We start from the raw sequence: 20,024 nt of genomic DNA, 5'->3' as shown, positions 1-20,024 counted from the left end.
CTATCAGCCTATGGCGACAAGACCCCAACAGCAAATCCGATAAGCGCTAGGGCGCTGAGCAGGGCGGCGCTGCCGTAGGTGACGAGTTTGTTCAAACGCTTGCTGCCCAGCTTTAGATCATGCAGGCCGTGACGGATACGATGGGCCGCATGAAACAGTGGCAAGCAGATTACCGCCCCAATAAACATCAGCCCTGGCAGGCTGAATACCATGGAGCGGGCGCGCTCGAAACTTAGCGCCTCCGGCGACACGATCCCGGCGGGGATGAGCAGGGCGATAAACAAGATCGCCGCTGGCACAAAGACCGCAAAGCAGACACCGCCGGCGCTGAATAGGCCCCACCAGATCGGCTCATCGCTTTTTTTTAAGCTGCCAGATTGGGTCTTGTTCATCACAGACTCCTCATGAATATCCAGGCCGCCAGGACCATTACCACTACCACGCCCAACCATTGACCCAGCACCATGAGGTTCGCGGGTAGCAGACGGCCACCTACGCGGAGCGGCATGACGCGTGGAAACAATTGGAAAAACGTCCAGGCGTGAAACAGGCTGGCGATAAAAGCCAGCGCGTTGAGCGCGATCACCAGAGGGTTTTGCATGAACGTAAGCCACCCCTGCCAACTTTCCGCTCCCTGCAGCAGGCTAAATAGCCCCACCAGCAGGCAAACGAGAAAAAATACCAGCGGCAGTACGGTCGCTTCCCTCGCCATGTATTTAACGAAGTAGGGGTGTTTCAACCACCAGTTACGTTTCAGTTCAGGAAAATAGCTCGTTTGCTTCGCCATGACGCTGCCCTCTAACCTTTGAATATACTGATCAGCATGTCTTTCGCCGACTCGACTTTGCCCTGGTTTACTGCGGCTGCCGGGTCGACATTCTTGGGGCAGACCGCCGAGCAGAAGCCCACAAACGTACAGCTCCAAACCCCTTCCTCACGGTTCATTTGTGGCATGCGCTGCTTTTTTCCCTGATCACGGCTATCCAGATTATAACGATGCGCAAGCGTCAAGGCGGCAGGCCCCAGGAATTCAGGGTTCAGGCCAAATTGAGGACAAGCCGAGTAACACAGGCCGCAATTGATGCAGCCGGCAAACTGCTTGTACTTTTCCATCTGTGCCGGCGTCTGCTTGTAGGTTTCCGTGCTTTCTTTGTCGTCATTGGTGAGCCCGCTGTCATCAATGAGGTAGGGCTGCACCGCGACGAGGTGATCAAGGAACGGCTCCATGTCGACGATCAGATCCTTCTCCACCGGAAAGTGCGCGAGCGGGGCAATTTTTACTGGCCCTTCGTACTCGCGCAGAAAGCTATTGCAGCCCAGCTTAGGGGTCTTGTTCACCATCACGCCGCAGGAGCCACAAATCGCCATGCGGCAGGACCAGCGGTAGGTCAGGCTGCTGTCGAGTTCTTCCTTGACGTAGTTCAGCGCGTCAAGAATGGAGGTGCTGTCGTCGAAAGGAACGTCGAAATCCTGCCAATAAGGGGCGCTGACCTGCTCGGGCAGATAGCGTTGGATACTGAGGGTTTTGGTCGTCATTGCTTGATTCCTTTACCGGCATCGCCATAGGCGCGTTCAGCGGGGGCGGACAAGTGGGTATCTACGTCCTGCCAGCGCAACTGGGCAGGCCCTTCAGCGTTGAAAAAGACCTGGCTGTGCTTCAGGTAATGGACATCGTCACGTTGCTGGAAATCTTCCTCCAGCCGCTTGTGGGCACCGCGGGATTCCTTGCGCTCAAGTGCGCTAAGGCACGTTGCTTCGGCAATATCTAGGCCGTGACCCAGTTCCAAGCACTGCATCAGCTCGGTGTTGTAGGCTTGGCTTTTGTCCTGCAGCCAAATGTTGCGATAGCGCGCTTGCAGGTTGCGAATGGTATCGAGGGTGGCTTGCATCCCCTCGGATTCCCGATAGATGCCACAGCCGGTTTCCATGCTCAACACGAGTTCGCGCTTGAGCTCGACCCAGTTTTCCTCGCCTTTGGTATCGTAAAGTTGCGCCAATCGAGTCTTCTGGGCTTGGGCCTGTTCCTCCAGGGAAGGGCTATCGGCAAAAGCGACGGTTGCTGCGCGCTGGCTGGCCTGTTCTCCCGCCAGGCGACCGAAGACCAGCAGCTCGGAGAGGGAGTTTGAGCCCAGACGGTTGGCGCCGTGAAGCCCGACGGAGGCGCACTCGCCAGCGGCATACAGACCCTTGATACGGGTCTCGCAATGGGCGTCGGTTTCTATTCCGCCCATGGTGTAATGCACCGCTGGGCGAATGGGGATGGGCTCTTTTACCGGGTCGATATTGATGAAAACGTTGGCCAGTTCGCAGATGAACGGGAGGCGTTCGTGCAGATAATCCTTGCCCAGATGGCGCAGGTCCAGATAGACCACGTCGCTGTCGCCGAACTTGCCGGTGCGCCCCGCCTGCTGTTCTTGCCAGAAGGCTTGAGATAGCTTGTCGCGCGGCCCGAGCTCCATGTATTTGTTCTGTGGCTCGCCGAGCGGCGTCTCCGGGCCGAGCCCGTAATCCTGCAAATAGCGATAGCCATCCTTGTTCACCAGGATGCCGCCCTCGCCACGGCAGGCCTCGGTAATCAATACGCCAGAACCCGGCAGCCCGGTCGGGTGGTACTGAACGAACTCCATGTCCCGCAGGGCAACGCCATGGCGGAAGGCCATGGCCATGCCGTCTCCGGTGACGATGCCGGCATTGGTGTTGAAGCGGAACAGACGTCCCGCTCCGCCTGTTGCCAGGATGACCGACTTGGCGCGAAGCAGAATCAGTTCGCCGGTGGCGATTTCAAGCGCAATCACCCCGGCCACCGCGCCGTCAATGACCGCGATATCGAGCACGAAATACTCGTCCAAGCGCTCGATTTCAGGATACTTCAACGAAGTTTGAAACAGGGTGTGGAGCATGTGGAAGCCGGTTTTGTCGGCAGCAAACCAAGTCCGCGCCGTTTTCATGCCGCCGAAGCGGCGTACCTGCACAGAACCGTCCGGCTTGCGACTCCAGGGGCAGCCCCAGCGCTCCATCTGCACAAGCTCCCGATGCGCGTGGCGAATGAAATAGTCAACGACACCCTGTTCGGCCAGCCAGTCGCCGCCAGCAACCGTATCGTCAAAGTGTGCTTGCAGGCTGTCTTCTTCACTGGTCACGGCGGCAGCGCCCCCTTCCGCCGAGACAGTGTGAGAGCGCATGGGATAGACCTTCGAGAGCAGCACGATGCGCTGCTGGCTGTTGTCTTTCCGGGCACTCTCAGCGGCGGCAATGGCAGCACGTAAGCCAGCGCCGCCTCCACCTACGATAACAATGTCAATATCCTGTTGTTGCATGGCTCCCCCCGTGACCGACGCCGGCCAGACATGATCAACCGAACCGCTGGTCATCTAAATTGTAGGCTACTCAGAACAGGATAAGGCTTCATCTGGAACACGTGTTGGAAAGAGTGGGCTACCTTGATTAGGATCAACTAGCGTTTCCTTTGAGTGGCCTATTCTCATTATTCCAAGGGCTGAGCTGGAAGCATCACTATGACATCTCGAATGAAGCTGCTTGCACCACTGATCGTGGCCATCATCGTGGCGCTTTTACCCGTGCCCGACGGTTTGCCGCCTCACGCTTGGTATTTCTTTGCGATTTTTCTCGGCGTCGTGATCGGGTTGATTTTCGAGCCATTACCGGGGGCGGTGATTGGCCTGATCGGTGTTGCCGTGGCGGCGTTGCTGGCACCCTGGGTACTGTTTTCCCCTGAGCAATTGGCTGCCCCCGGCTTTAGTTCGCCCGGGCGCGCTTTTGCCTGGGCGGTATCGGGTTTCACAAACTCGGTAGTATGGCTAATCTTTGGCGCCTTCATGTTTGCCCTCGGCTACGAGAAAACTGGGTTAGGGAGGCGGATCGCACTGTGGCTGGTCAAGACGATGGGGCGTCGGACCCTAACGTTGGGGTACGCGGTGATGCTCGCCGACGCGGTGCTAGCTCCCTTTACGCCGTCCAATACCGCGCGCAGCGGTGGCACCATCTACCCCGTCGTGCGCAACCTTCCTGAACTCTACGACTCCCACCCGAACGACCCGAGTAGCAAACGTGTCGGCAGTTTCCTGATGTGGACGGCGATCGCTTCGACTTGCGTGACAAGCTCGTTGTTCTTGACGGCGTTGGCGCCCAACTTGCTGGCTGTCGCCCTGACCGAAAGCTCGACGGGTATTCGCATTGGCTGGGGGGAGTGGTTCATGGCGACGGCCCCGGTGGGGATCCTGCTGCTGCTGTTAACGCCACTACTGTGCTACTGGCTGTGCCCGCCGGAAGTTAAGTCCGGGAAGGCGGTATCCGATTGGGCGGCCGGAGAACTTGAGAAGCTCGGTAGCCTGACCCGTAACGAAATCATTCTGCTTTGCCTAGTGGTCACCGCCTTGGCATTGTGGATCTTTGCCGGTGCGGTGGTGTCTTCGTCGCTGGTAGGGATTCTCGCGATCTGCGTCATGCTGATACTGGGCATCCTCAAATGGGACGATATCCTCGCCAACAAAGCGGCATGGAATACCTTTTTCTGGTTTGCCACGTTGGTGGCCCTGGCTGGCGGGCTCAATCAGGTCGGATTTGTGGAATGGTTCGGCCTCCTGGTCGGCGGACGCATCAACCACTTCGATCCCATGATGGCGATGATCGCACTGACCGTCATTTTCTACCTGTTGCATTACTTTTTCGCCAGCGTCACTGCCCATACCACGGCTCTGCTGCCGGTTATGCTGGCGGCGGCGTCCGGGATACCCGGTATCGACATGCACATGTTCGTGCTCATGTTGCTGCCGACGCTGGGTATAATGGGTATCCTCACGCCGTATGCCACCGGGCCTAGCCCCGTTTACTATGGCAGCGGTTATATACCTGGCCCATTGTATTGGCGCCTCGGTGCAATTTTTGGGCTGGTGTTCCTGGTGGCGTGGTTAGCGATTGGTGTGCCCTGGCTGGCGTTGATCAGTTGAGAGACCGCGGATTGGAGCCTTTCCACAAAGTGATGAAGCGTTTTTTGCCTGTTTAAACCCTCTTGCGGGTGCTGCACAAAGCTAAGTTCGCCAATTTTGTGCGAACTTAGCTCCTTCCTGATATACGTTGCTGCTAAGCTACGACGAGTGGTCAATACGTTAAATGACCGACCTTAAAAGCGCTTCGGCTATTGACTGCCGACACAGCTATTTTGGGGTGAATACTCAGCAGAAAATAATCGCGGTGGTAAGCCTGAAATTTTGTACTCTCAGCAGACGAAGGCCTTTCACAGGCGAAATCCCCTTGATAAGAGTGTAATAAGTTCGTTGAGCTATCAGCGGTTTTTTGTTTTTTGCTCCTCTTCCTTCCATATTAGGTTCTGGCTTTAGTGAGCTTGCCGCCTTCCACTAACAGGAATTCTAGACCTCACGATGCGTTTGCATTACACCGGGCCTTGGCCTGAAAACATTGGCTTTTTATTGTTGCCACGCTTTTCGATGATGGCGTTTTTTTCCGCCGTTGAGCCGTTGCGTATTGCTAACCGCATCAGCGGTAAAACGCTATTTGCGTGGACGCTTTTTAGCCCGGATGGCGAGCCGGTGACGGCCAGTAACGGCATGACGCTGATGGCGGATAAGCCCATGGGCGATACGTTGTCGCTGTCGTCGTTGGCGGTATGCAGTGGCTTTGAGCCAGAAGCGCACTTGAATCATGCGCTTATCGCATGGCTACACCGATTGGACCAAGCCGGCTGTGCGCTGGGTGGGTTGGATACCGGTGGTTTTTTGCTCGCCGCGGCACAGCTGTTAAAAGGTGAACGCGTGACGCTGCATTGGGAGAGTCTACCCGCGTTTCGTGAGCGTTTTCCTACCTTGGAAACTTCTGACGAGCTATTTGAGCTGGGTGAGCGACGCTTTTCGTGTGCGGGCGGGGCCGCGGCCATGGATATGGCGCTAGAGGTTATTGCTCGGCGCCATGGGGCCAAGCTGGCGGTCGATGTTTCCGAACAGCTGATCCATGAGCGACTACGCAGTCGCAGCGACCGGCAACGTATGACGTTGGCGCGGCGTTTAGGCACGCATAACCGTCGTTTGGTAGAAGCTGTGGGGTTGATGGAGCGCCATCTTGAGGCACCGCTTTCGCTGGCTGAGATCGCCAAGCGCAGCGGTGTGTCATCCCGGCAGCTTCAGCGTCTGTTCGAGCAGGAGTTAGGGATGAGCCCCCGCCACTGGTACTTGCAGCTGCGGCTTGCCCGCGCCAAGCGGTTGCTTACGGAAACCGATATGAGTGTGCTAGCGGTGGGCATCGCGTGTGGCTTCGCCTCAAGCGCCAGTTTTGCGCGCGCGTTTCGTGCGCATTTTGGTTACTCCCCGCGGGAAGTACGCTGGCAAGCCGGGTTAACATGAAAATGTCGCTTTATGTGGACTTAATGTCGTTTTGTGTCATTACTCGCTGACCGATATCGGCAAACTGCAAGGGTGTTTTTGCCATAAAAGGACCCTACGCATGAAAATGTATCAGCGAGACAATATCTTATCTCTCTTACCCACGTCGGCTCTGCCCAAAACGGCCGGTTTAGCGGCGGCATTGCTGCTGAGTGCAGGCCCTGCGATCGCCTCGCTGGATGACGTAAGCTTTGGTGTGCCGCCATGGCCCGGGGTTACCGTTAAATCAGAAGTGGCGGCTCAACTGATGGAGGCCATGGGCTATGACACACGCCAGAGTGGCTTGGCTGTAAGCGTGATTCTGGAAGGCCTTACGCGTAATGACGTCGATGTTTACCTGGGTGGCTGGTATCCGGTACAGACCGAGATGGTCGAACCATTGGTGGCTGACGGTAAGGTCGAAAAACTGGTTTCCAATATTCAGGGTGCTACCTCTGGCCTGGTGGTCCCACAGTACGTCTACGATGCCGGCGTCACGTCGGTGGCTGACCTGCAAGCTAACCGCGGCCGCTTCGACGGCGAAATTCAGGGTATCGAGGCAGGTACCGGGATCAATACCGCCATTCTTGAGGCGATAGAAGCGGATCTCGCCGGGCTCGGCGATTGGAACCTGCGCGAAAGCTCAACGGCGGCCATGCTGGCGCAGGCCGAGCAAAAGATGGCCAACGAGGAGTGGGTCACTTTCGTCGGTTGGGAACCGCACTGGATGAACGTTAGCTTCGATTTGGCCTATCTGGACGATGCGGATGACGCAGGCATTGCTAAAATCGAAAGCACCGTGTGGACGATTGTGCCAGCAAGCCTTGCGCAAGAAGACCCTCAACTGCACCGCTTCTTGTCGCAGTTTGTCGTCGACATTGAAGATCAGAATACCTGGGTTCATGGCTATAGCTACGAAGAGCGACCCGCCGATGAAGTGGCTGGTGAATGGATCGAAGGCAATCTGGACGTTGTGGCCGAATGGCTCGACGGCGTTGAGGCACGCGACGGTACGCATGCCATTGAGGCAGTACGCGCCGCTTACTAAGGTTTACCGTTTGGCTAATTCTTAACGTGTGACTTGGTCTTACCGTGTAATGAGTGATACTAACGCCTGGCAGAAATCTTGCCAGGCGTTTTGCATATTGGGCAGCAGGGCGTGGGCGTGTAGCGCGCCGTGAACCATACCTGGGGCGCAGCGGTAACCAATATTGGCACCGGCACTGCGCCAGTGCATAACGGCTTTTTCCAATGGGGCGGTGAGTGGGTCGTGCTCGACGGCCAGCACTTCTAGCGCGAACGATGGGGGTGTACTGGCTAGCGACGCAGGCTGCGTTTCGGGATAGAAGGGGTGCAGCGATAGCACATCGGCGCGACTAAGGAGTGGCGCATCCGGGCCTAGCGTGTCTTCATAAAGCCCCTCTACCGGCGGGTAGATCAGTCCAAGCGGCAGCTTGGCATTAAGGCGTTTGGCGAGATCCATCACCAGCCGCCCACCGGCGCTGTCGCCTACCATGGCAATGGGGGTAATCGCACCCGCCACCGCGTGGCAGTCGGCGAGCATGTCAGCGTAAGTGGCGGCCGGTGCCAGGCGATACTCCACGCTCATCACTTCATGCCCTAACGCTTCGGCTAGGCTTGCCGCAATACCGTGATGGCTGCGAACCGAGCCTATCGTAAACCCGCCGCCATGCACGTAGAGCACAGCGCCCGAGGCCGCCGCATCGAAAGGTACAAAGCGGCGCACCGCGACGCTAGCGACCGATTCATCCTTAACGCCAAGCCCCGCCGGGTCCGGCGGAGCAAACTGCTGGCACACTGTATCGTAGCGGCGACGCGCTTCGGGCCAGCTGACACCTTCGAGCGCCGTCAGCCCAGTCTCAAAGCGTTTAATGAACCTGTTGATATCCTTCATGCCAATGACGCTGCGGCCGTCGATTTGCGTTGGTGTTGAGGACTGTCTGCTACCGCCGAATCCCCACAGCGCGCCCGGCCAGTTCCGGCCAGGCGTCGGTATTGGCTTGGGGCAGCGCCGCGATGCTCGCCTCTATAGCAGTGGGAAAGGGTGCCGGACGGCCGACCTGGGTGTCGATCCCCATTAACATCTGCTCGCTGGTGGCCAGTAGGTGATCTTCCTCGCCAAATAACTCGAAGAAAACATGTAGCCGTTTGACGTCGCGATCCAGCAGGGTCAGCGCGACCTTGAGCGGTTGACCTTCATAGGCCGCGCGGCGGTAGCAGAGGTGTGTCTCCAAGGTGTAAATCGTGTAGTGAAGGCGCTCGCGACCGCCAGCATCCAAGCCGATACGATCCATCAGCGCATCCACGGCTAAAGAAAATACCCTGGCGTACTCAGCGTCGTTCATGTGGCCGTTGTAATCGACCCACGCCGAGGCGACGTGGGTTTCAAGGATCACCATTAGATACGTCCCTCCAGGCCCTCGGCCTCAGGCCAGTATTTCTGCACCAGATCCAGCAGTTCGACGAGAAAATCGTCGCGGCGGTGGTCGAGTTCCGCGACTGAGCGGCCAGCGGCCTGGTGCTCGCAGCCTTCCACCACGCGGTCGATCAGCCCGTCGGTGAGTTCAGGGGCTTCAAGCTTGGTCCAAGGGAGCTTAAGCGCCGGGCCAAACTGTTCCAGCATATGGCGCATGCCTTGCTCGCCACCGGCCAGGTGAAAGGTCAAAAAGGTGCCCATCAGCGACCAACGCAAGCCGCAGCCGTAGACCACCGCGGCATCGATCTCTTCGGTCGTGGCCACACCGTCGTTGACCAAGTGCAGGGCTTCGCGCCACAGCGCCTCCATCAGCCGATCGGCAATGTGACCCTCAATTTCCCGACGCACCACCAGCGGGCGCATGGCCAGTGCTTGATAGAGGGCCTGGGCACGCTCAGTCTGTGCGGGTTGGGTGGCCTCGCCGCCGACAAGTTCCACCAGTGGCAACAGGTAAACCGGGTTGAAGGGATGAGCGACGATGACCCGCCCCGGTGCCTTGGCGCAGTCGCGCTGCAAGTCACTAGGTTTAAAGCCTGACGTGGAGGAGCCGATGATCACACTGGGGTCAGCTGCGGCGTCCACAGCAGCAAGAATCTCGCACTTGAGTTCCAGGCGCTCCGGAACGTTCTCCTGGATCAAGTCGGCGCTTTCTACGGCGGCCTCTAGGCTATCCACGAAGGTAAGGCGCTCGGGGCTTGCTCCCTCGGCTAGGCCGCGCTTTTCCAGTGAAGGCCAAGCGTTGTCGATAAACGCGCGGGTTCTCTTGGGGGCCGTGGGATCAGGGTCGAAGGCCACGACATCCCAGCCTTGGGCCAGCGCGCGGGCGATCCAGCCATTGCCGATCACGCCAGTACCGATGACAGAAAGTTGATGGCTCATGCGTTATCTCCTGAAACGGTATTACCGGTATTCGGGTCGCGTAACGTCAAGTGGGCGCGTGTCTCGGCCGGTGTCATCACCCGAGCGCCGAGGTTTTCAAACAGAGAAGCGGCTTTTTCCACCAGCTGTGCGTTGGACGCCAATACGCCTTTTTCCAGGTAAAGGTTATCTTCCAGGCCGACTCGGGCATGGCCGCCGAGAAGCACCGCTTGGGCTGCCATGGGCATCTGATGGCGACCGATACCGAACGCGGCCCAGTTGGCGTTTTCTGGCAGCTTATTGCGCATGGCGAGCATGGTTTCAGTATCTGCTTCGGCCCCCCAGGGAATGCCCAAACAGAGCTGGTAAAGCGGGTCGCCCTCAATCAGGCCCTCTTGCTGTAGCTGGCGAGCAAACCAAACATGGCCCAGATCAAAGCATTCTAGTTCTGGCTTAACCCCGGCGGCTTGTACCAAACGGGCGTGTTCGCGCAGCCAGTCCGCGGTATTCACATAGACCATGTCGCCAAAATTGAGGCTGCCGCAGTCCAGGGTGCAGAGCTCGGGCAACAGCTCGCCCACCGGTGCGTGGCGCTCGGCCGGGGTCTGGATATCGGTGCCTGGGCCGCCGCGAGTGGGGTCCGTTGCGTCGGGGATCCAGTCGCCACCGCCGCCGGCGGTGATGTTCATGACGATATCGGTATCGGCCTCGCGGACACGCTCCATCACCTCACGGAAGTGGTCTGTCGAGTGGCTAACACCGCCGGTTTCCGGGTCGCGCACGTGGATGTGCGCAATGCTGGCACCTGCCTTGGCGGCGGCGATGCAATCATCGGCGATCTGCTTGGGCGTTACCGGTACGTGGGGGCTCTTGCCAGTGGTATCACCGGCGCCGGTGACGGCGCAGGTGAGAATGACGTTGCGGTTCATGCTCCGTTCCTTACGTGACTGAATATATGTGACTCAGTTTGCAGGTTGGGCGGCGTAGAAGATTGTCATAAAGCGACAATAACAATACGTTTAGCGACTTTCGTGAGGCAAAAGCTGGGCGAAGCGCTCACCATTCACCACTGTCTATGCGCGCGACGCTTGCGACATCCGCGTTGTAAAGATAACACCAGGCATCACCAAAGAGGGTTGGGAAAATGGCGCGGTCGTAAACCCCTGTGCTTGGGGCGTGCGCGATATAGTCTTCTAGTTCATCGAGTAAGGCCAGCTGCTCGGGGGTGATCGCGTAAACCTCAATCACCGCACCGTGGGAGGCTTCTTGTTTGGCCCCAGGGTAGGGGCCAAGGTCATACAGTGTGAGGGTGCTTAAGCGGTCTTGGCCGAGTAGGGTGGCACCTTTCAGCCAGTCATGATTGCGATAGCCCCGTTTGAGGGTGCCGTACACGGCGACGCGGGGGCAGCGCTTGATGTCGCGTTGCAAATGATCCATTTCGTGGCCTCTTACACACAAAACTTACACAAACCCAATCGGCTGGCGTTTGCCGTGTTGTTCACGCTCTTCCAAGGTGAGGGCGTCCATTAACGTGTTCAAACGAATGGGCAGCCCTCGCAGGTCGAGTTGATCCAGTGCGGTGCGCACGTTGCCTGGGGTGATGCGGCGCTGGGCTAAGTGGCTAGCGGGAATCTTCGCTAGGCGATGATGGTCGCGCTCGGGCAGCACGGCTTTGAGCAAATCACGCAGTGGCTCGGGGTCGAGGGGCAAAAACTCGACTTTGAGATCAAAGCGGCGCATCACGGCGCGGTCGAGGCTATCCGCGCGGTTAGTGGTGGCCAGCAAAATGCCGTCAAAATTCTCGATTTGCACCAATAGCTCGTTGGTGTGCGAAATCTCCCAGCTTTGCATGCCGTTATCGCGCTGCATCAGCAGTGTATCGACCTCATCCAGTAGCAACACGGCCTTCTTTTCGCGCGCTTGCTGGAATAGGGCGGCGAGTTTTCCTTCAGTACCACCGACGAACTTATCCAGCAGGCTGCTGGCGTGGGCGGTGATTAGCTCCCGATCCAAGCGCTTGGCAAGGTGGTTGGCTAGGGCGGTCTTGCCGCTGCCGGGCAGCCCGTGCAGGCACAAGCGTCCGCGCTGGCGGCGGGTTAACCGCTGTACGATGCTCTCAAGCCCTGGGCGAGTATTGAGCCATTCAATGCGGTAGTCGGGCATGCTTGGCCCGGCGGGTAGGGTCCTATCCGGTAGGGCGCGTGTGCTTGCTTCCCCCAACGCGTGCAAACGGTGCGTCATCAGCGTGTCGATATGCTGCTCGTTGCGCTGCGGTGTGCGCGGGTTGAACAAGGTTCCCAAACGGCATAGTTGCTGCGCGGCCGCCGGTGTCATCCATGGCTGCGCAGCCAAGTGCTTGCGCCCTTGGGGTGTCACCGGCAGTTCATCAAGCAGCTGATGGTAGTGGGCCTTGGCCTGCTCGCCGTGCTGGGCTTTCACCTCGATGATCATGTCAAAACGGCGCAGATAGGCCGGGTCAAGCCAGTACACGCTGTTGCTCACCCAGAGCCCTGGCTTGGGGTTGTTCTCCAGAAGTTGGTTCATCCACCCCTTGGGTAGCGCCTCTTCGTCGTTGATGACGTCTTCAATCTCATCAAACATCACAAGCCCTTGGCGCTGATCGATTAGCTTCTGGACCACTTGATAGCGGCTCAAGCGCTTACTCGGAGTCAGCACGTCGTCATCCTGATCCACCACCGGTACACCATAAAGCGGAACACCCAATTGCGTAGCCAAGGTTTTGACCAGTTCAGTCTTGCCCACGCCAGGGGCGCCGTAGATCAACACATTGGCGCCGGCTTGGTGGGTGTCTAGCGCGTGACGCAGGTAATCGACCGCAAGTTGGCGCAGCGGTACGGCATCGAAACTGGCGAGCGAAAAGGTGCCCGCTGGCTGGGTCGGGCACAGGCTCATTAAGCGTTCGGCGATAAAACCGCGTAGCGCGTCAGAGGAGAGCATGGCGACATCTTTATTCACTAGCGGGGCAAGACTGCGCAGCATTGGCCCAGCTGAGAGAGTGTCATCGAGATCCAACGGGCGGTAATTTTTGTTGTGGGACATAAGCCCCAGCATTTTCAAGCGGCCGCGCTCCTGTAGCCCAAGGTGCACTTCGTCGCTGCCGTACCCGGTTAGCTGTGCTAAAAGCTTTTTGGCGCGGGTGTCTTCCACGCAGGTCAGGATCGGGTTCATGTTGGGGTGGCGCAAGCGCAGCCACGTAAGGGTCAACAATTCACGCTCTAGCGGATTTAGCTGAAGCAACTCGGCCACGTGGGCGCAAAGCGTGATGATCGTGCCGGTGACTGGGGTGTCCGGGTCAAGCTCAGCGGTAGCGCGCTTCCACCAGCGCTTGAGCGCCGGGGCATAATCGCTATAGCGGCGGCTGTTCTCGGCGGCTTGAGGCACTTTGATGCCTAACCAGCCGAATAGGCTTTGCCAATCCTCATCATCTAGCGAGCTATCCTTGCCCTGAAACATCACCATGCGCGCGGTGATCAACTGGGCGAACAGACGCTCTTCGGGGTCTTGGTTCTCATCGGTGGACGAAGGTGACGTCACATCGAATACTTGTCCCCATTGCATGGCGGTCTCCTGACTTGCTTATGTATGTCCCATCTTAACGTCAAGGTGCCTCGTTTTGTGCCGTAAAGGAGCACTTAATAAAAAAAGACAGTAAGCATTTAATGCCCTGGACGGAATTGGGCTATGATCTGTTAACTTTTGTTATGAGGAGTTGCCATGCGCATTCGCCCTCGGCAGTTTATGACGTTTGTCATACTGCTTTTGTCGTTTGGCAGCGGAGTGGCAGATGTCTCGCCTGCGCCTTTGGAGCACTGGGAGTATCGCTGGGGCGATTCGCCCCGGGATGCGCTAGGTCATCCGCTATGGTTGAGTGATGCGTCACCCTCCTGGCAGGCAATTCCTTTTCCCGCCAATCCGCCAGAGAGGAAAGGGCAGCAGCACGCTTGGTTTCGCACCTTCTTGCCTGACGGCGAGTGGCGCGACCCGGTGCTCTACATTACCAGCATCGATTTGATCGCACAGCTATACCTGGATAATGAGCTGATTTATCAACACGGCGAATTTGACGCCGAAGGCAAGGGCAACTTCGCTGGTTGGCCTTGGCATATGGTTGAGCTGCCTGAAGATTTTGCCGGCAAGCCAGTGTATATCCGTGTGTTTTCGTATTACACCGATATTGGTTTGTGGGGGGAAGTCAAGTTAATGGATCGCATCGACGGCTTTCACAAAGTGATCAAGCACTCGGCAACGGACCTGGCAGTGAGTGCTTTTAGTCTTGTTATCGCCATTCTAGCCGGTATTTTTGCGCTTATCGGGCCTGAACGTCGGGGCTTTGCGGCCATCGCGTTATTTACCTTTTCAGCGGGCCTTATGTTGCTTGCCGAGGCGCCGGCACGCCAGCTTATCGCCGAAGGGGCGATGGCGTGGGATATCCTACGGGCGAGTAGCTACTACATGCTGCCAGTGGCGATGGGGTTGTTGCTGAGCGTCTGGTTAGAGGGACGGTCGCGACGCTGGATGGCGCGTTTTTGGCAACTGCACCTGGCCTACCTCGTCGGGGCTATTGGCTTGGTGAAAGTCGGTGCGGTCAGTTTGTCGCTGACGTTTCCTGTTTTCGACCTACTATTAGCCGTCACGCTTCCGCTCATGCTGTTAATTGCGCTGCGCCGTTTCAGCCGTATGGGCTTAGAACAGCGTTTGTTGGTGCTGAGCTTTTCGCTTTTTGCGGTGCTTCTTTTGGCCGATATGTTAGTGGCGCATGGCGTTATTGCTTGGCGCATCGTGCCGTTAAGCGTTGGCACCTTAGCGTTTTCTGTTGCGGTTGCTGGCATATCACTTTGGCACTATCGCGAGACGCAGCGGCAGTTAGCCTCTCTCAATCAGACACTAGAAGATAAAGTCTTCGCGCGCACAGCTGAGCTCGATCGACTCGTGAATGAGTTTAAAGGGCTTTCATTGCAGGATGCGTTGACCGGGTTAAGTAACCGACGCCATTTTGATAGCTTGCTCGATCATGAGTTTCGTCGCGCTGAGCGCCATGAGACTTGGCTTTCGCTTTTGATGCTGGATTTAGATCATTTCAAACGTATCAACGATACCCTGGGCCACGATGCAGGCGATGCGGTGTTAGTGGAGGTGGCGGCGTTACTTAAACAACATTTTCGCGGTGCGGATGTCGTCTGCCGGTTGGGAGGTGAGGAATTTGTGGCGTTGCTCCCAGGCGTCTCCATGCAAGATGCTAAAGCCCGCGCGAACACATTGCTGGAAACATTGCGGCGTCATGAATTTCGTTACGAGGGCCGTTTGATTGAACCAATGACGCTCTCTTGTGGTGTCGCGACGTACCCGTATCACGCGAAAGACCCCAAACAGTTGCTCATCAAGGCGGATGAGGCACTTTATCAAGCGAAAAATAGCGGCCGTGATTGCTGTGTCATTTGTACGCCTCCGGTAGCTACCGGCTTAGCCTAGCGAGTACGTTGTTTGAGGTTTGCGTCCACAAAAAAACCGCGCCTTAAAAAGGCGCGGTTTCATTTTGAGAGCTTAACGCTCTAAGAGATGAGCTAGATCACGCGGTTTGAAATTTCTCAATATCAAAACGGTCAGCATTCATCACTTTGGTCCAAGCGGCAATAAAGTCTTTAACGAATTTCGCTTCGTTGTCGTCCTGAGCGTACACCTCAGCGTAAGAGCGCAGGATTGAGTTGGAGCCAAAGACCAAATCAATGCGGCTGGCCGTCCACTTCACTTGATCGGTTTTGCGATCACGTACTTCATAAGTGTTGTTGCCCGCCGGCTTCCAGGTGTTATCCATATCGGTTAGGTTAACGAAAAAGTCGTTGGTCAACTGGCCTTCACGATCCGTGAAAACACCGTGTTTGGTGCCGCCGTAGTTGGCGCCGAGCATGCGCATGCCGCCGATCAACACTGTCATCTCAGGCGCGGTCAGGCCCATTAACTGAGCGCGGTCAAGCAACATCTCTTCCGGTTTAACGATGTAATCTTTCTTTTGCCAGTTGCGGAAGCCATCGGCTAACGGTTCCAGTGGTTCGAAAGAGTCGCCGTCGGTCATCTCATCGGTGGCATCGCCACGGCCCGGTGTGAAAGGCACTCGTACGTCATGGCCGGCGGCTTTGGCTGCCTGTTCAATACCCACACTGCCAGCAAGTACGATTACATCGGCGACACTAACACCGTTATCGGCGGCGATTTTCTCGTAAACCTTCAGCACCTTGGCGAGGCGCTCGGGTTCATTGCCTTCCCAATCCTTCTGCGGGGCTAGGCGAATGCGGGCACCATTGGCGCCACCGCGCATATCCGAGCCACGGAACGTGCGCGCACTATCCCAGGCAGTCGAGACCATTTCGCTGATGCTCAAGCCGCTATTCGCGATTTGCGCTTTTACCACTTCTTCGCTGTAATCGGTGCTGCCAGCCGGCACCGGATCTTGCCAAATCAGGTCTTCAGACGGGGCTTCCGGGCCGATATAGCGCTCTTTCGGGCCTAGATCACGGTGGATCAGCTTAAACCAGGCGCGGGCAAAGCAGTCTTCAAAGTACGCCGGGTCCGCCATGAATTTCTCGCAGATCGCTTTGTAGGTAGGGTCTACCTTCATCGCCATATCGGCATCGGTCATGATCGGGTTCAAACGGGTGGTCATGTCTTCGACGTCCACCGGTTTGTCTTCTTCCTTCATGTTGACCGGTTCCCACTGCGAGGCACCCGCGGGGCTCTTGGTAAGCTCCCATTCGTAACCGAACAACAGGTCAAAGTAACCCATGTCGAATTTCGTCGGGTGGGTCGTCCAGGCGCCTTCGATGCCAGAGGTGACAGTGTCACGACCTTTGCCGCTACCGTTGGGGTTAGACCACCCCATGCCTTGCTCTTCAACGTCGGCGGCTTCGGGTTCCGGGCCAAGCGCTTCGGCGTCGCCGTTACCGTGGCACTTACCCACGGTGTGGCCACCGGCGGTCAAGGCAGCGGTTTCTTCGTCGTTCATCGCCATGCGGGCGAATGTTTCGCGCACTTGATCGGCGGTTTTTTGTGGATCAGAAACGCCGTTTACCCCTTCTGGGTTCACGTAAATCAAGCCCATCTGAACCGCCGCCAGCGGGTTTTCCATGGTATCTGGCTTATCGACGTCGCCGTAGCGCTCATCAGAGGGAGCCAACCACTCTTTTTCCGCTCCCCAGTAAATATCTTTTTCCGGGTGCCAGATGTCTTCGCGACCAAAGGAAAAACCGAAAGTCTTCAAGCCCATGGATTCATAGGCGACGTTGCCGGCCAAAATGATAAGATCGGCCCAGCTGATTTTGTTGCCGTATTTCTTCTTAATTGGCCACAGTAGGCGGCGTGCCTTATCCAGGCTTACGTTATCCGGCCAGCTGTTAATCGGCGCGAAACGCTGGTTGCCCGTCGCGCCGCCGCCACGACCATCCGAGATACGGTATGTACCGGCAGCGTGCCACGTCATACGAATCATCAAACCGCCATAGTGACCCCAATCCGCCGGCCACCAATCTTGGCTGTTGGTCATTAAGGCGTGAACGTCCTTCTTCAGCGCGTCAAAGTCGAGTTTTTTAACTTCTTCACGATAGTTGAAGTCTTCACCCAAGGGATTTGTTTTACGGTCATGCTGGTGAAGGATGTCCAGATTTAAGGCTTCTGGCCACCAGTCCATGTTGGATCTGCTTTCGGATGTGTTACCACCGTGCATCACTGGGCACTTACCTGTGTGTTCGCTCATATAATCCTCCACTCTTGGGTTTGCATTAGGCCAAGCTTATAGCCAAATCATGCATTTAACATAGTCGCCAGACTTAGGTGCAGCAAAACTCATACTCTTTAGTCATGATATGAAACAATCACGACTGAAAAAAAGTCGGCTGCCCTTGGCTTCTAATATTATTTATAGAGCATGCGTGCCATAGCAACAATTTACTTTTCATCACTGTTTTAATAGAAGATGGCTATGAACTTGTGTCGCTTGATTTTAAAGAAGCATGGCCCCCCAAGCACTTAAGGCACCGAGCGTAACAGACGCCAGCATTGGTAAGGCAATGCGCAACCCGAGTGTACGGGTACCAAAACTAGCCGCCATGCCCCCTTTGACTAAATTATTGACGGACGCGGCAATGATAATCCCTAAGACAGCGTTGGTGATGCTGAGGCTATCTTGCGACATACGTGTCAGCGATAGCGTAATGGCATCAACATCAGCAATGCCTGACACCGTGGCGAGTAAGTAGATACCGGCATCGCCGAGCCATTCACGCAACCACTTGCCGAGCAGCATTATCACCGTAAGCAGGGCGCCGAACATGAGCGCGGTACGCAGCTCCAGCGGATTTTGGTTGAGCTTGGGGCTATTGACCGGGTCGTGACGGCGCTGGCGATGCCAGATAAGTAGCGCCGGAATATAAAGGCTCAACGCCATCAGCGTGACCGGCAACACAAGCGAGGGAATCAGGGCCGGGTGAATAATGGCGGCATAAATCAAAATACGAGGAAACATGGTGCCACAGGCGATTAAAATACCCGAGGCCAGCAGAGGAGTCAGCGCGGTATCCAAACGCGACTGCCGGGCAAAGTGCAGCGTCAACGCTGTGGAGGAGGAGAGTCCTGCAAAAAGACCGGTGAAGAGGATGCCTTTTTCCGCACCGCCTACGCGGATGGCGAAGTAACCGACAAAAGAAATCGTGGCAATCATCACCACCATCCACCATAGCGCGTAGGGGTTGAGCACACCGCCGGGCCCCATCCCTTCATTTGGTAGAAGCGGCAGCATTACCGCCGAGATCAGCAGCAGTTTCAGTGCAGCGTCCAGCTCATGGGATTGGAGTTTATCGAGTAAGCCGTGTATCTCACGCTTGTTGTCCAAGATCACAGCCGTCACCACGGCGCAAGCGGTTGCGAGCGCCGGGCTGACGGCAACGGCAATCGCGCCAAATGAGAAAGCGAGCAAAAGGCCAACTAGGCCGGTGATGCTCACATCACCGCTTTGCATCATTTGTTCGCGCCACCCCACGAGGGCGATTAAGGCAATCGCGAGAAACATCAATGGGAAAGCCCACGGTGTTAGTGTCTCGGCGAGAAGCCCTGAAACGCCACCCAAAAGCCCTATCAGCGCGTGGGTGCGTACTCCTGCCACGCGGGAGCCGGCGCTTTTCTCGCGCGCGACCCAGCCGCGCTCAATACCAATCAGGGTGCCCAGCAAAAGCGCGAGTGCTAGGTGCAGGGCAGACTGATTGGCAGTGATAAATTCGCTGGTGAGTTGTTCCATCATCTCTCCCTTCGATGTGCAGATGCGCTTTTGATGCTGACCCACTTATACTATGCGACGTTATCAACAAGGAGAAGCTATGCATTTTCGCCCTCTTATTGCCGCTTCAAGGCCTGGTTTTTTGATGCTTGCCGTGCTTTGTGTCGGCTTGGCGGTTGCTTTAGTACAGCATCAATCGATGGCCGTTACGCCATTACACGGCGTGCTAATTTTGCTAGCAGCGCTGTTGGCGCACATAGCCGTTAACCTCATGAATGAATACGACGATTTTCACTCGGGGTTGGATGTCATAACGCAGCGCACACCGTTTTCCGGTGGTAGCGGCGCGTTACCGGCTCAACCGGCGGCGGCATTGCAGGTGCTGTGGGGCGCGCTAGTGGCGCTTGGCCTTGTGGTGTGTATCGGGCTTTATTTTGTTTGGTTACGGGGTGGGGCGCTTTTGTTATTGGGGATCAGCGGCGTTTTGCTTGTCATGGGTTACACGCGCTGGCTTACCCGTTCGCCCCTGTTATGTTTGTTTGCGCCAGGGCTTGGGTTTGCGATTGTCGTGGTCGGCAGTGTGCTGGCGCTGGGCGGCAAGCTAACCGATACCGTATGGGCGGTGACGTTAGTGGTGCTACTGCTAGTCAACGAGTTGTTACTTCTCAATCAGTTTCCCGATGTAGAAGCGGACCGCCAAGTCGGGCGTCGGCATCTTTTGATCGTATTTGGCAGAGAGATGGGGGCGCGCACCGTGGTGGTGTTGTGGCTTGTCGCATACCTGGTGATGGGGATCAGCATTTGGCAGTCGGTGTTGCCGGCGCTAAGTGCCATCGCACTTTTGCCGTTTCCAGTAGTGGCGGGGCTAAGCGTAAAGCTCAACGCCGCGGCCGCTTCGACGACAGTTGCCTGGCCGCCACTTTTAATGGCTAATGTGGCGGCGCTGCTTGGTACATTGGCGCTGCTAATAGTCGGCTTATGCCTGGGATAGCGAACA

At 56.8% G+C, this 20,024-nt stretch carries 17 protein-coding genes; 5 read left to right on the top strand and 12 right to left on the bottom strand.

What is annotated here, in order from left to right; genetic code table 11:
- Positions 1–8 precede the first annotated feature (8 nt).
- From frdD to frdA, 4 genes are read right to left on the bottom strand one after another with little or no spacing between them, the layout of a single operon-like run.
- Positions 9–392 (bottom strand): fumarate reductase subunit FrdD, encoded by a 384-nt coding sequence (gene frdD / locus QC823_RS04200; RefSeq protein ID WP_309655099.1) that lies wholly within the window; start codon positions 390–392, stop codon positions 9–11.
- Positions 392–787: a fumarate reductase subunit C gene (locus tag QC823_RS04195; protein WP_309655098.1), complete on the bottom strand. Its 396-nt coding sequence runs from the start codon at positions 785–787 to the stop codon at positions 392–394. The genes frdD and QC823_RS04195 overlap by 1 nt, the downstream gene beginning before the upstream one ends.
- Before the next feature lie 11 nt (positions 788–798).
- The gene (locus QC823_RS04190; RefSeq protein ID WP_309655097.1) at positions 799–1,536 is read right to left on the bottom strand and encodes a succinate dehydrogenase/fumarate reductase iron-sulfur subunit; all 738 of its coding nucleotides are present in this window, start codon (positions 1,534–1,536) and stop codon (positions 799–801) included.
- The gene (frdA, locus tag QC823_RS04185; protein WP_309655096.1) at positions 1,533–3,317 is read right to left on the bottom strand and encodes a fumarate reductase (quinol) flavoprotein subunit; all 1,785 of its coding nucleotides are present in this window, start codon (positions 3,315–3,317) and stop codon (positions 1,533–1,535) included. Before frdA ends, QC823_RS04190 begins: the two co-directional genes overlap by 4 nt.
- A gap of 198 nt (positions 3,318–3,515) precedes the next feature.
- Here frdA and QC823_RS04180 point away from each other — a divergent pair, with 198 nt between their 5' ends.
- The 3 genes from QC823_RS04180 to QC823_RS04170 all read left to right on the top strand — a co-directional run bounded on the left by QC823_RS04180 (position 3,516) and on the right by QC823_RS04170 (position 7,440).
- Positions 3,516–4,967: an anion permease gene (locus QC823_RS04180; protein WP_309655095.1), complete on the top strand. Its 1,452-nt coding sequence runs from the start codon at positions 3,516–3,518 to the stop codon at positions 4,965–4,967.
- A 432-nt stretch (positions 4,968–5,399) separates the two neighbouring features.
- Entirely contained in the window at positions 5,400–6,374 is a 975-nt protein-coding gene (locus QC823_RS04175; RefSeq protein ID WP_309655094.1) for a GlxA family transcriptional regulator, read from the top strand.
- A gap of 106 nt (positions 6,375–6,480) precedes the next feature.
- Positions 6,481–7,440 carry an ABC transporter substrate-binding protein gene (locus QC823_RS04170; protein ID WP_309655118.1) on the top strand — a complete coding sequence of 320 codons (960 nt, stop codon included), beginning with the start codon at positions 6,481–6,483 and terminating at the stop codon, positions 7,438–7,440.
- A gap of 39 nt (positions 7,441–7,479) precedes the next feature.
- Here the strand turns inward: QC823_RS04170 and QC823_RS04165 are convergent, their stop codons facing one another.
- The 6 genes from QC823_RS04165 to QC823_RS04140 all read right to left on the bottom strand — a co-directional run bounded on the left by QC823_RS04165 (position 7,480) and on the right by QC823_RS04140 (position 13,326).
- Positions 7,480–8,307, bottom strand: coding sequence for an alpha/beta hydrolase fold domain-containing protein (locus QC823_RS04165; protein ID WP_309655093.1), 828 nt, complete (start codon positions 8,305–8,307; stop codon positions 7,480–7,482).
- A 49-nt stretch (positions 8,308–8,356) separates the two neighbouring features.
- A complete protein-coding gene (locus tag QC823_RS04160) occupies positions 8,357–8,812 on the bottom strand; it encodes a thioesterase family protein (protein WP_309655092.1) in 456 nt (151 codons plus the stop codon).
- Entirely contained in the window at positions 8,812–9,768 is a 957-nt protein-coding gene (locus QC823_RS04155; protein ID WP_309655091.1) for an L-carnitine dehydrogenase, read from the bottom strand. Before QC823_RS04155 ends, QC823_RS04160 begins: the two co-directional genes overlap by 1 nt.
- Entirely contained in the window at positions 9,765–10,676 is a 912-nt protein-coding gene (locus QC823_RS04150) for a beta-keto acid cleavage family enzyme (RefSeq protein ID WP_309655090.1), read from the bottom strand. Before QC823_RS04150 ends, QC823_RS04155 begins: the two co-directional genes overlap by 4 nt.
- Before the next feature lie 127 nt (positions 10,677–10,803).
- Positions 10,804–11,184: a gamma-glutamylcyclotransferase family protein gene (locus QC823_RS04145; protein WP_309655089.1), complete on the bottom strand. Its 381-nt coding sequence runs from the start codon at positions 11,182–11,184 to the stop codon at positions 10,804–10,806.
- A 24-nt stretch (positions 11,185–11,208) separates the two neighbouring features.
- Positions 11,209–13,326: an AAA family ATPase gene (locus QC823_RS04140; protein WP_309655088.1), complete on the bottom strand. Its 2,118-nt coding sequence runs from the start codon at positions 13,324–13,326 to the stop codon at positions 11,209–11,211.
- A 156-nt stretch (positions 13,327–13,482) separates the two neighbouring features.
- Here QC823_RS04140 and QC823_RS04135 point away from each other — a divergent pair, with 156 nt between their 5' ends.
- A complete protein-coding gene (locus tag QC823_RS04135) occupies positions 13,483–15,237 on the top strand; it encodes a GGDEF domain-containing protein (protein ID WP_309655087.1) in 1,755 nt (584 codons plus the stop codon).
- A gap of 97 nt (positions 15,238–15,334) precedes the next feature.
- Here the strand turns inward: QC823_RS04135 and katG are convergent, their stop codons facing one another.
- Both katG and QC823_RS04125 read right to left on the bottom strand, forming a co-directional pair.
- Positions 15,335–17,512, bottom strand: coding sequence for a catalase/peroxidase HPI (katG, locus tag QC823_RS04130; protein WP_309655086.1), 2,178 nt, complete (start codon positions 17,510–17,512; stop codon positions 15,335–15,337).
- A 246-nt stretch (positions 17,513–17,758) separates the two neighbouring features.
- A complete protein-coding gene (locus QC823_RS04125) occupies positions 17,759–19,048 on the bottom strand; it encodes an MgtC/SapB family protein (protein ID WP_309655085.1) in 1,290 nt (429 codons plus the stop codon).
- A 79-nt stretch (positions 19,049–19,127) separates the two neighbouring features.
- Between QC823_RS04125 and QC823_RS04120 the strand changes: the two genes are divergently transcribed.
- Positions 19,128–20,018: a prenyltransferase gene (locus QC823_RS04120; protein ID WP_309655084.1), complete on the top strand. Its 891-nt coding sequence runs from the start codon at positions 19,128–19,130 to the stop codon at positions 20,016–20,018.
- The last annotated feature ends 6 nt before the right edge of the window (positions 20,019–20,024 follow it).

Origin of the sequence: Vreelandella vilamensis (assembly GCF_031451755.1) — a bacterium.
Classification (GTDB): Bacteria; Pseudomonadota; Gammaproteobacteria; order Pseudomonadales; family Halomonadaceae; genus Vreelandella; species Vreelandella vilamensis.
The sequence above is the reverse complement of the archived record's forward strand: the minus strand, read 5'-3'. Positions and strand labels throughout refer to the sequence as shown.

Bases quoted from the DNA above. Each gene is read 5' to 3' on its own strand.
- QC823_RS04160 (WP_309655092.1), bottom strand. From the start codon at position 8,812: ATGGTGATCCTTGAAACCCACGTCGCCTCGGCGTGGGTCGATTACAAC.
- QC823_RS04145 (WP_309655089.1), bottom strand. From the start codon at position 11,184: ATGGATCATTTGCAACGCGACATCAAGCGCTGCCCCCGCGTCGCCGTG.
- frdA (WP_309655096.1), bottom strand. From the start codon at position 3,317: ATGCAACAACAGGATATTGACATTGTTATCGTAGGTGGAGGCGGCGCT.
- QC823_RS04165 (WP_309655093.1), bottom strand. From the start codon at position 8,307: ATGAAGGATATCAACAGGTTCATTAAACGCTTTGAGACTGGGCTGACG.
- QC823_RS04150 (WP_309655090.1), bottom strand. From the start codon at position 10,676: ATGAACCGCAACGTCATTCTCACCTGCGCCGTCACCGGCGCCGGTGAT.
- QC823_RS04175 (WP_309655094.1), top strand. From the start codon at position 5,400: ATGCGTTTGCATTACACCGGGCCTTGGCCTGAAAACATTGGCTTTTTA.
- QC823_RS04170 (WP_309655118.1), top strand. From the start codon at position 6,481: ATGTATCAGCGAGACAATATCTTATCTCTCTTACCCACGTCGGCTCTG.
- QC823_RS04125 (WP_309655085.1), bottom strand. From the start codon at position 19,048: ATGGAACAACTCACCAGCGAATTTATCACTGCCAATCAGTCTGCCCTG.
- katG (WP_309655086.1), bottom strand. From the start codon at position 17,512: ATGAGCGAACACACAGGTAAGTGCCCAGTGATGCACGGTGGTAACACA.
- QC823_RS04180 (WP_309655095.1), top strand. From the start codon at position 3,516: ATGACATCTCGAATGAAGCTGCTTGCACCACTGATCGTGGCCATCATC.
- QC823_RS04195 (WP_309655098.1), bottom strand. From the start codon at position 787: ATGGCGAAGCAAACGAGCTATTTTCCTGAACTGAAACGTAACTGGTGG.
- QC823_RS04155 (WP_309655091.1), bottom strand. From the start codon at position 9,768: ATGAGCCATCAACTTTCTGTCATCGGTACTGGCGTGATCGGCAATGGC.
- QC823_RS04140 (WP_309655088.1), bottom strand. From the start codon at position 13,326: ATGCAATGGGGACAAGTATTCGATGTGACGTCACCTTCGTCCACCGAT.
- QC823_RS04190 (WP_309655097.1), bottom strand. From the start codon at position 1,536: ATGACGACCAAAACCCTCAGTATCCAACGCTATCTGCCCGAGCAGGTC.
- QC823_RS04135 (WP_309655087.1), top strand. From the start codon at position 13,483: ATGCGCATTCGCCCTCGGCAGTTTATGACGTTTGTCATACTGCTTTTG.
- QC823_RS04120 (WP_309655084.1), top strand. From the start codon at position 19,128: ATGCATTTTCGCCCTCTTATTGCCGCTTCAAGGCCTGGTTTTTTGATG.
- frdD (WP_309655099.1), bottom strand. From the start codon at position 392: ATGAACAAGACCCAATCTGGCAGCTTAAAAAAAAGCGATGAGCCGATC.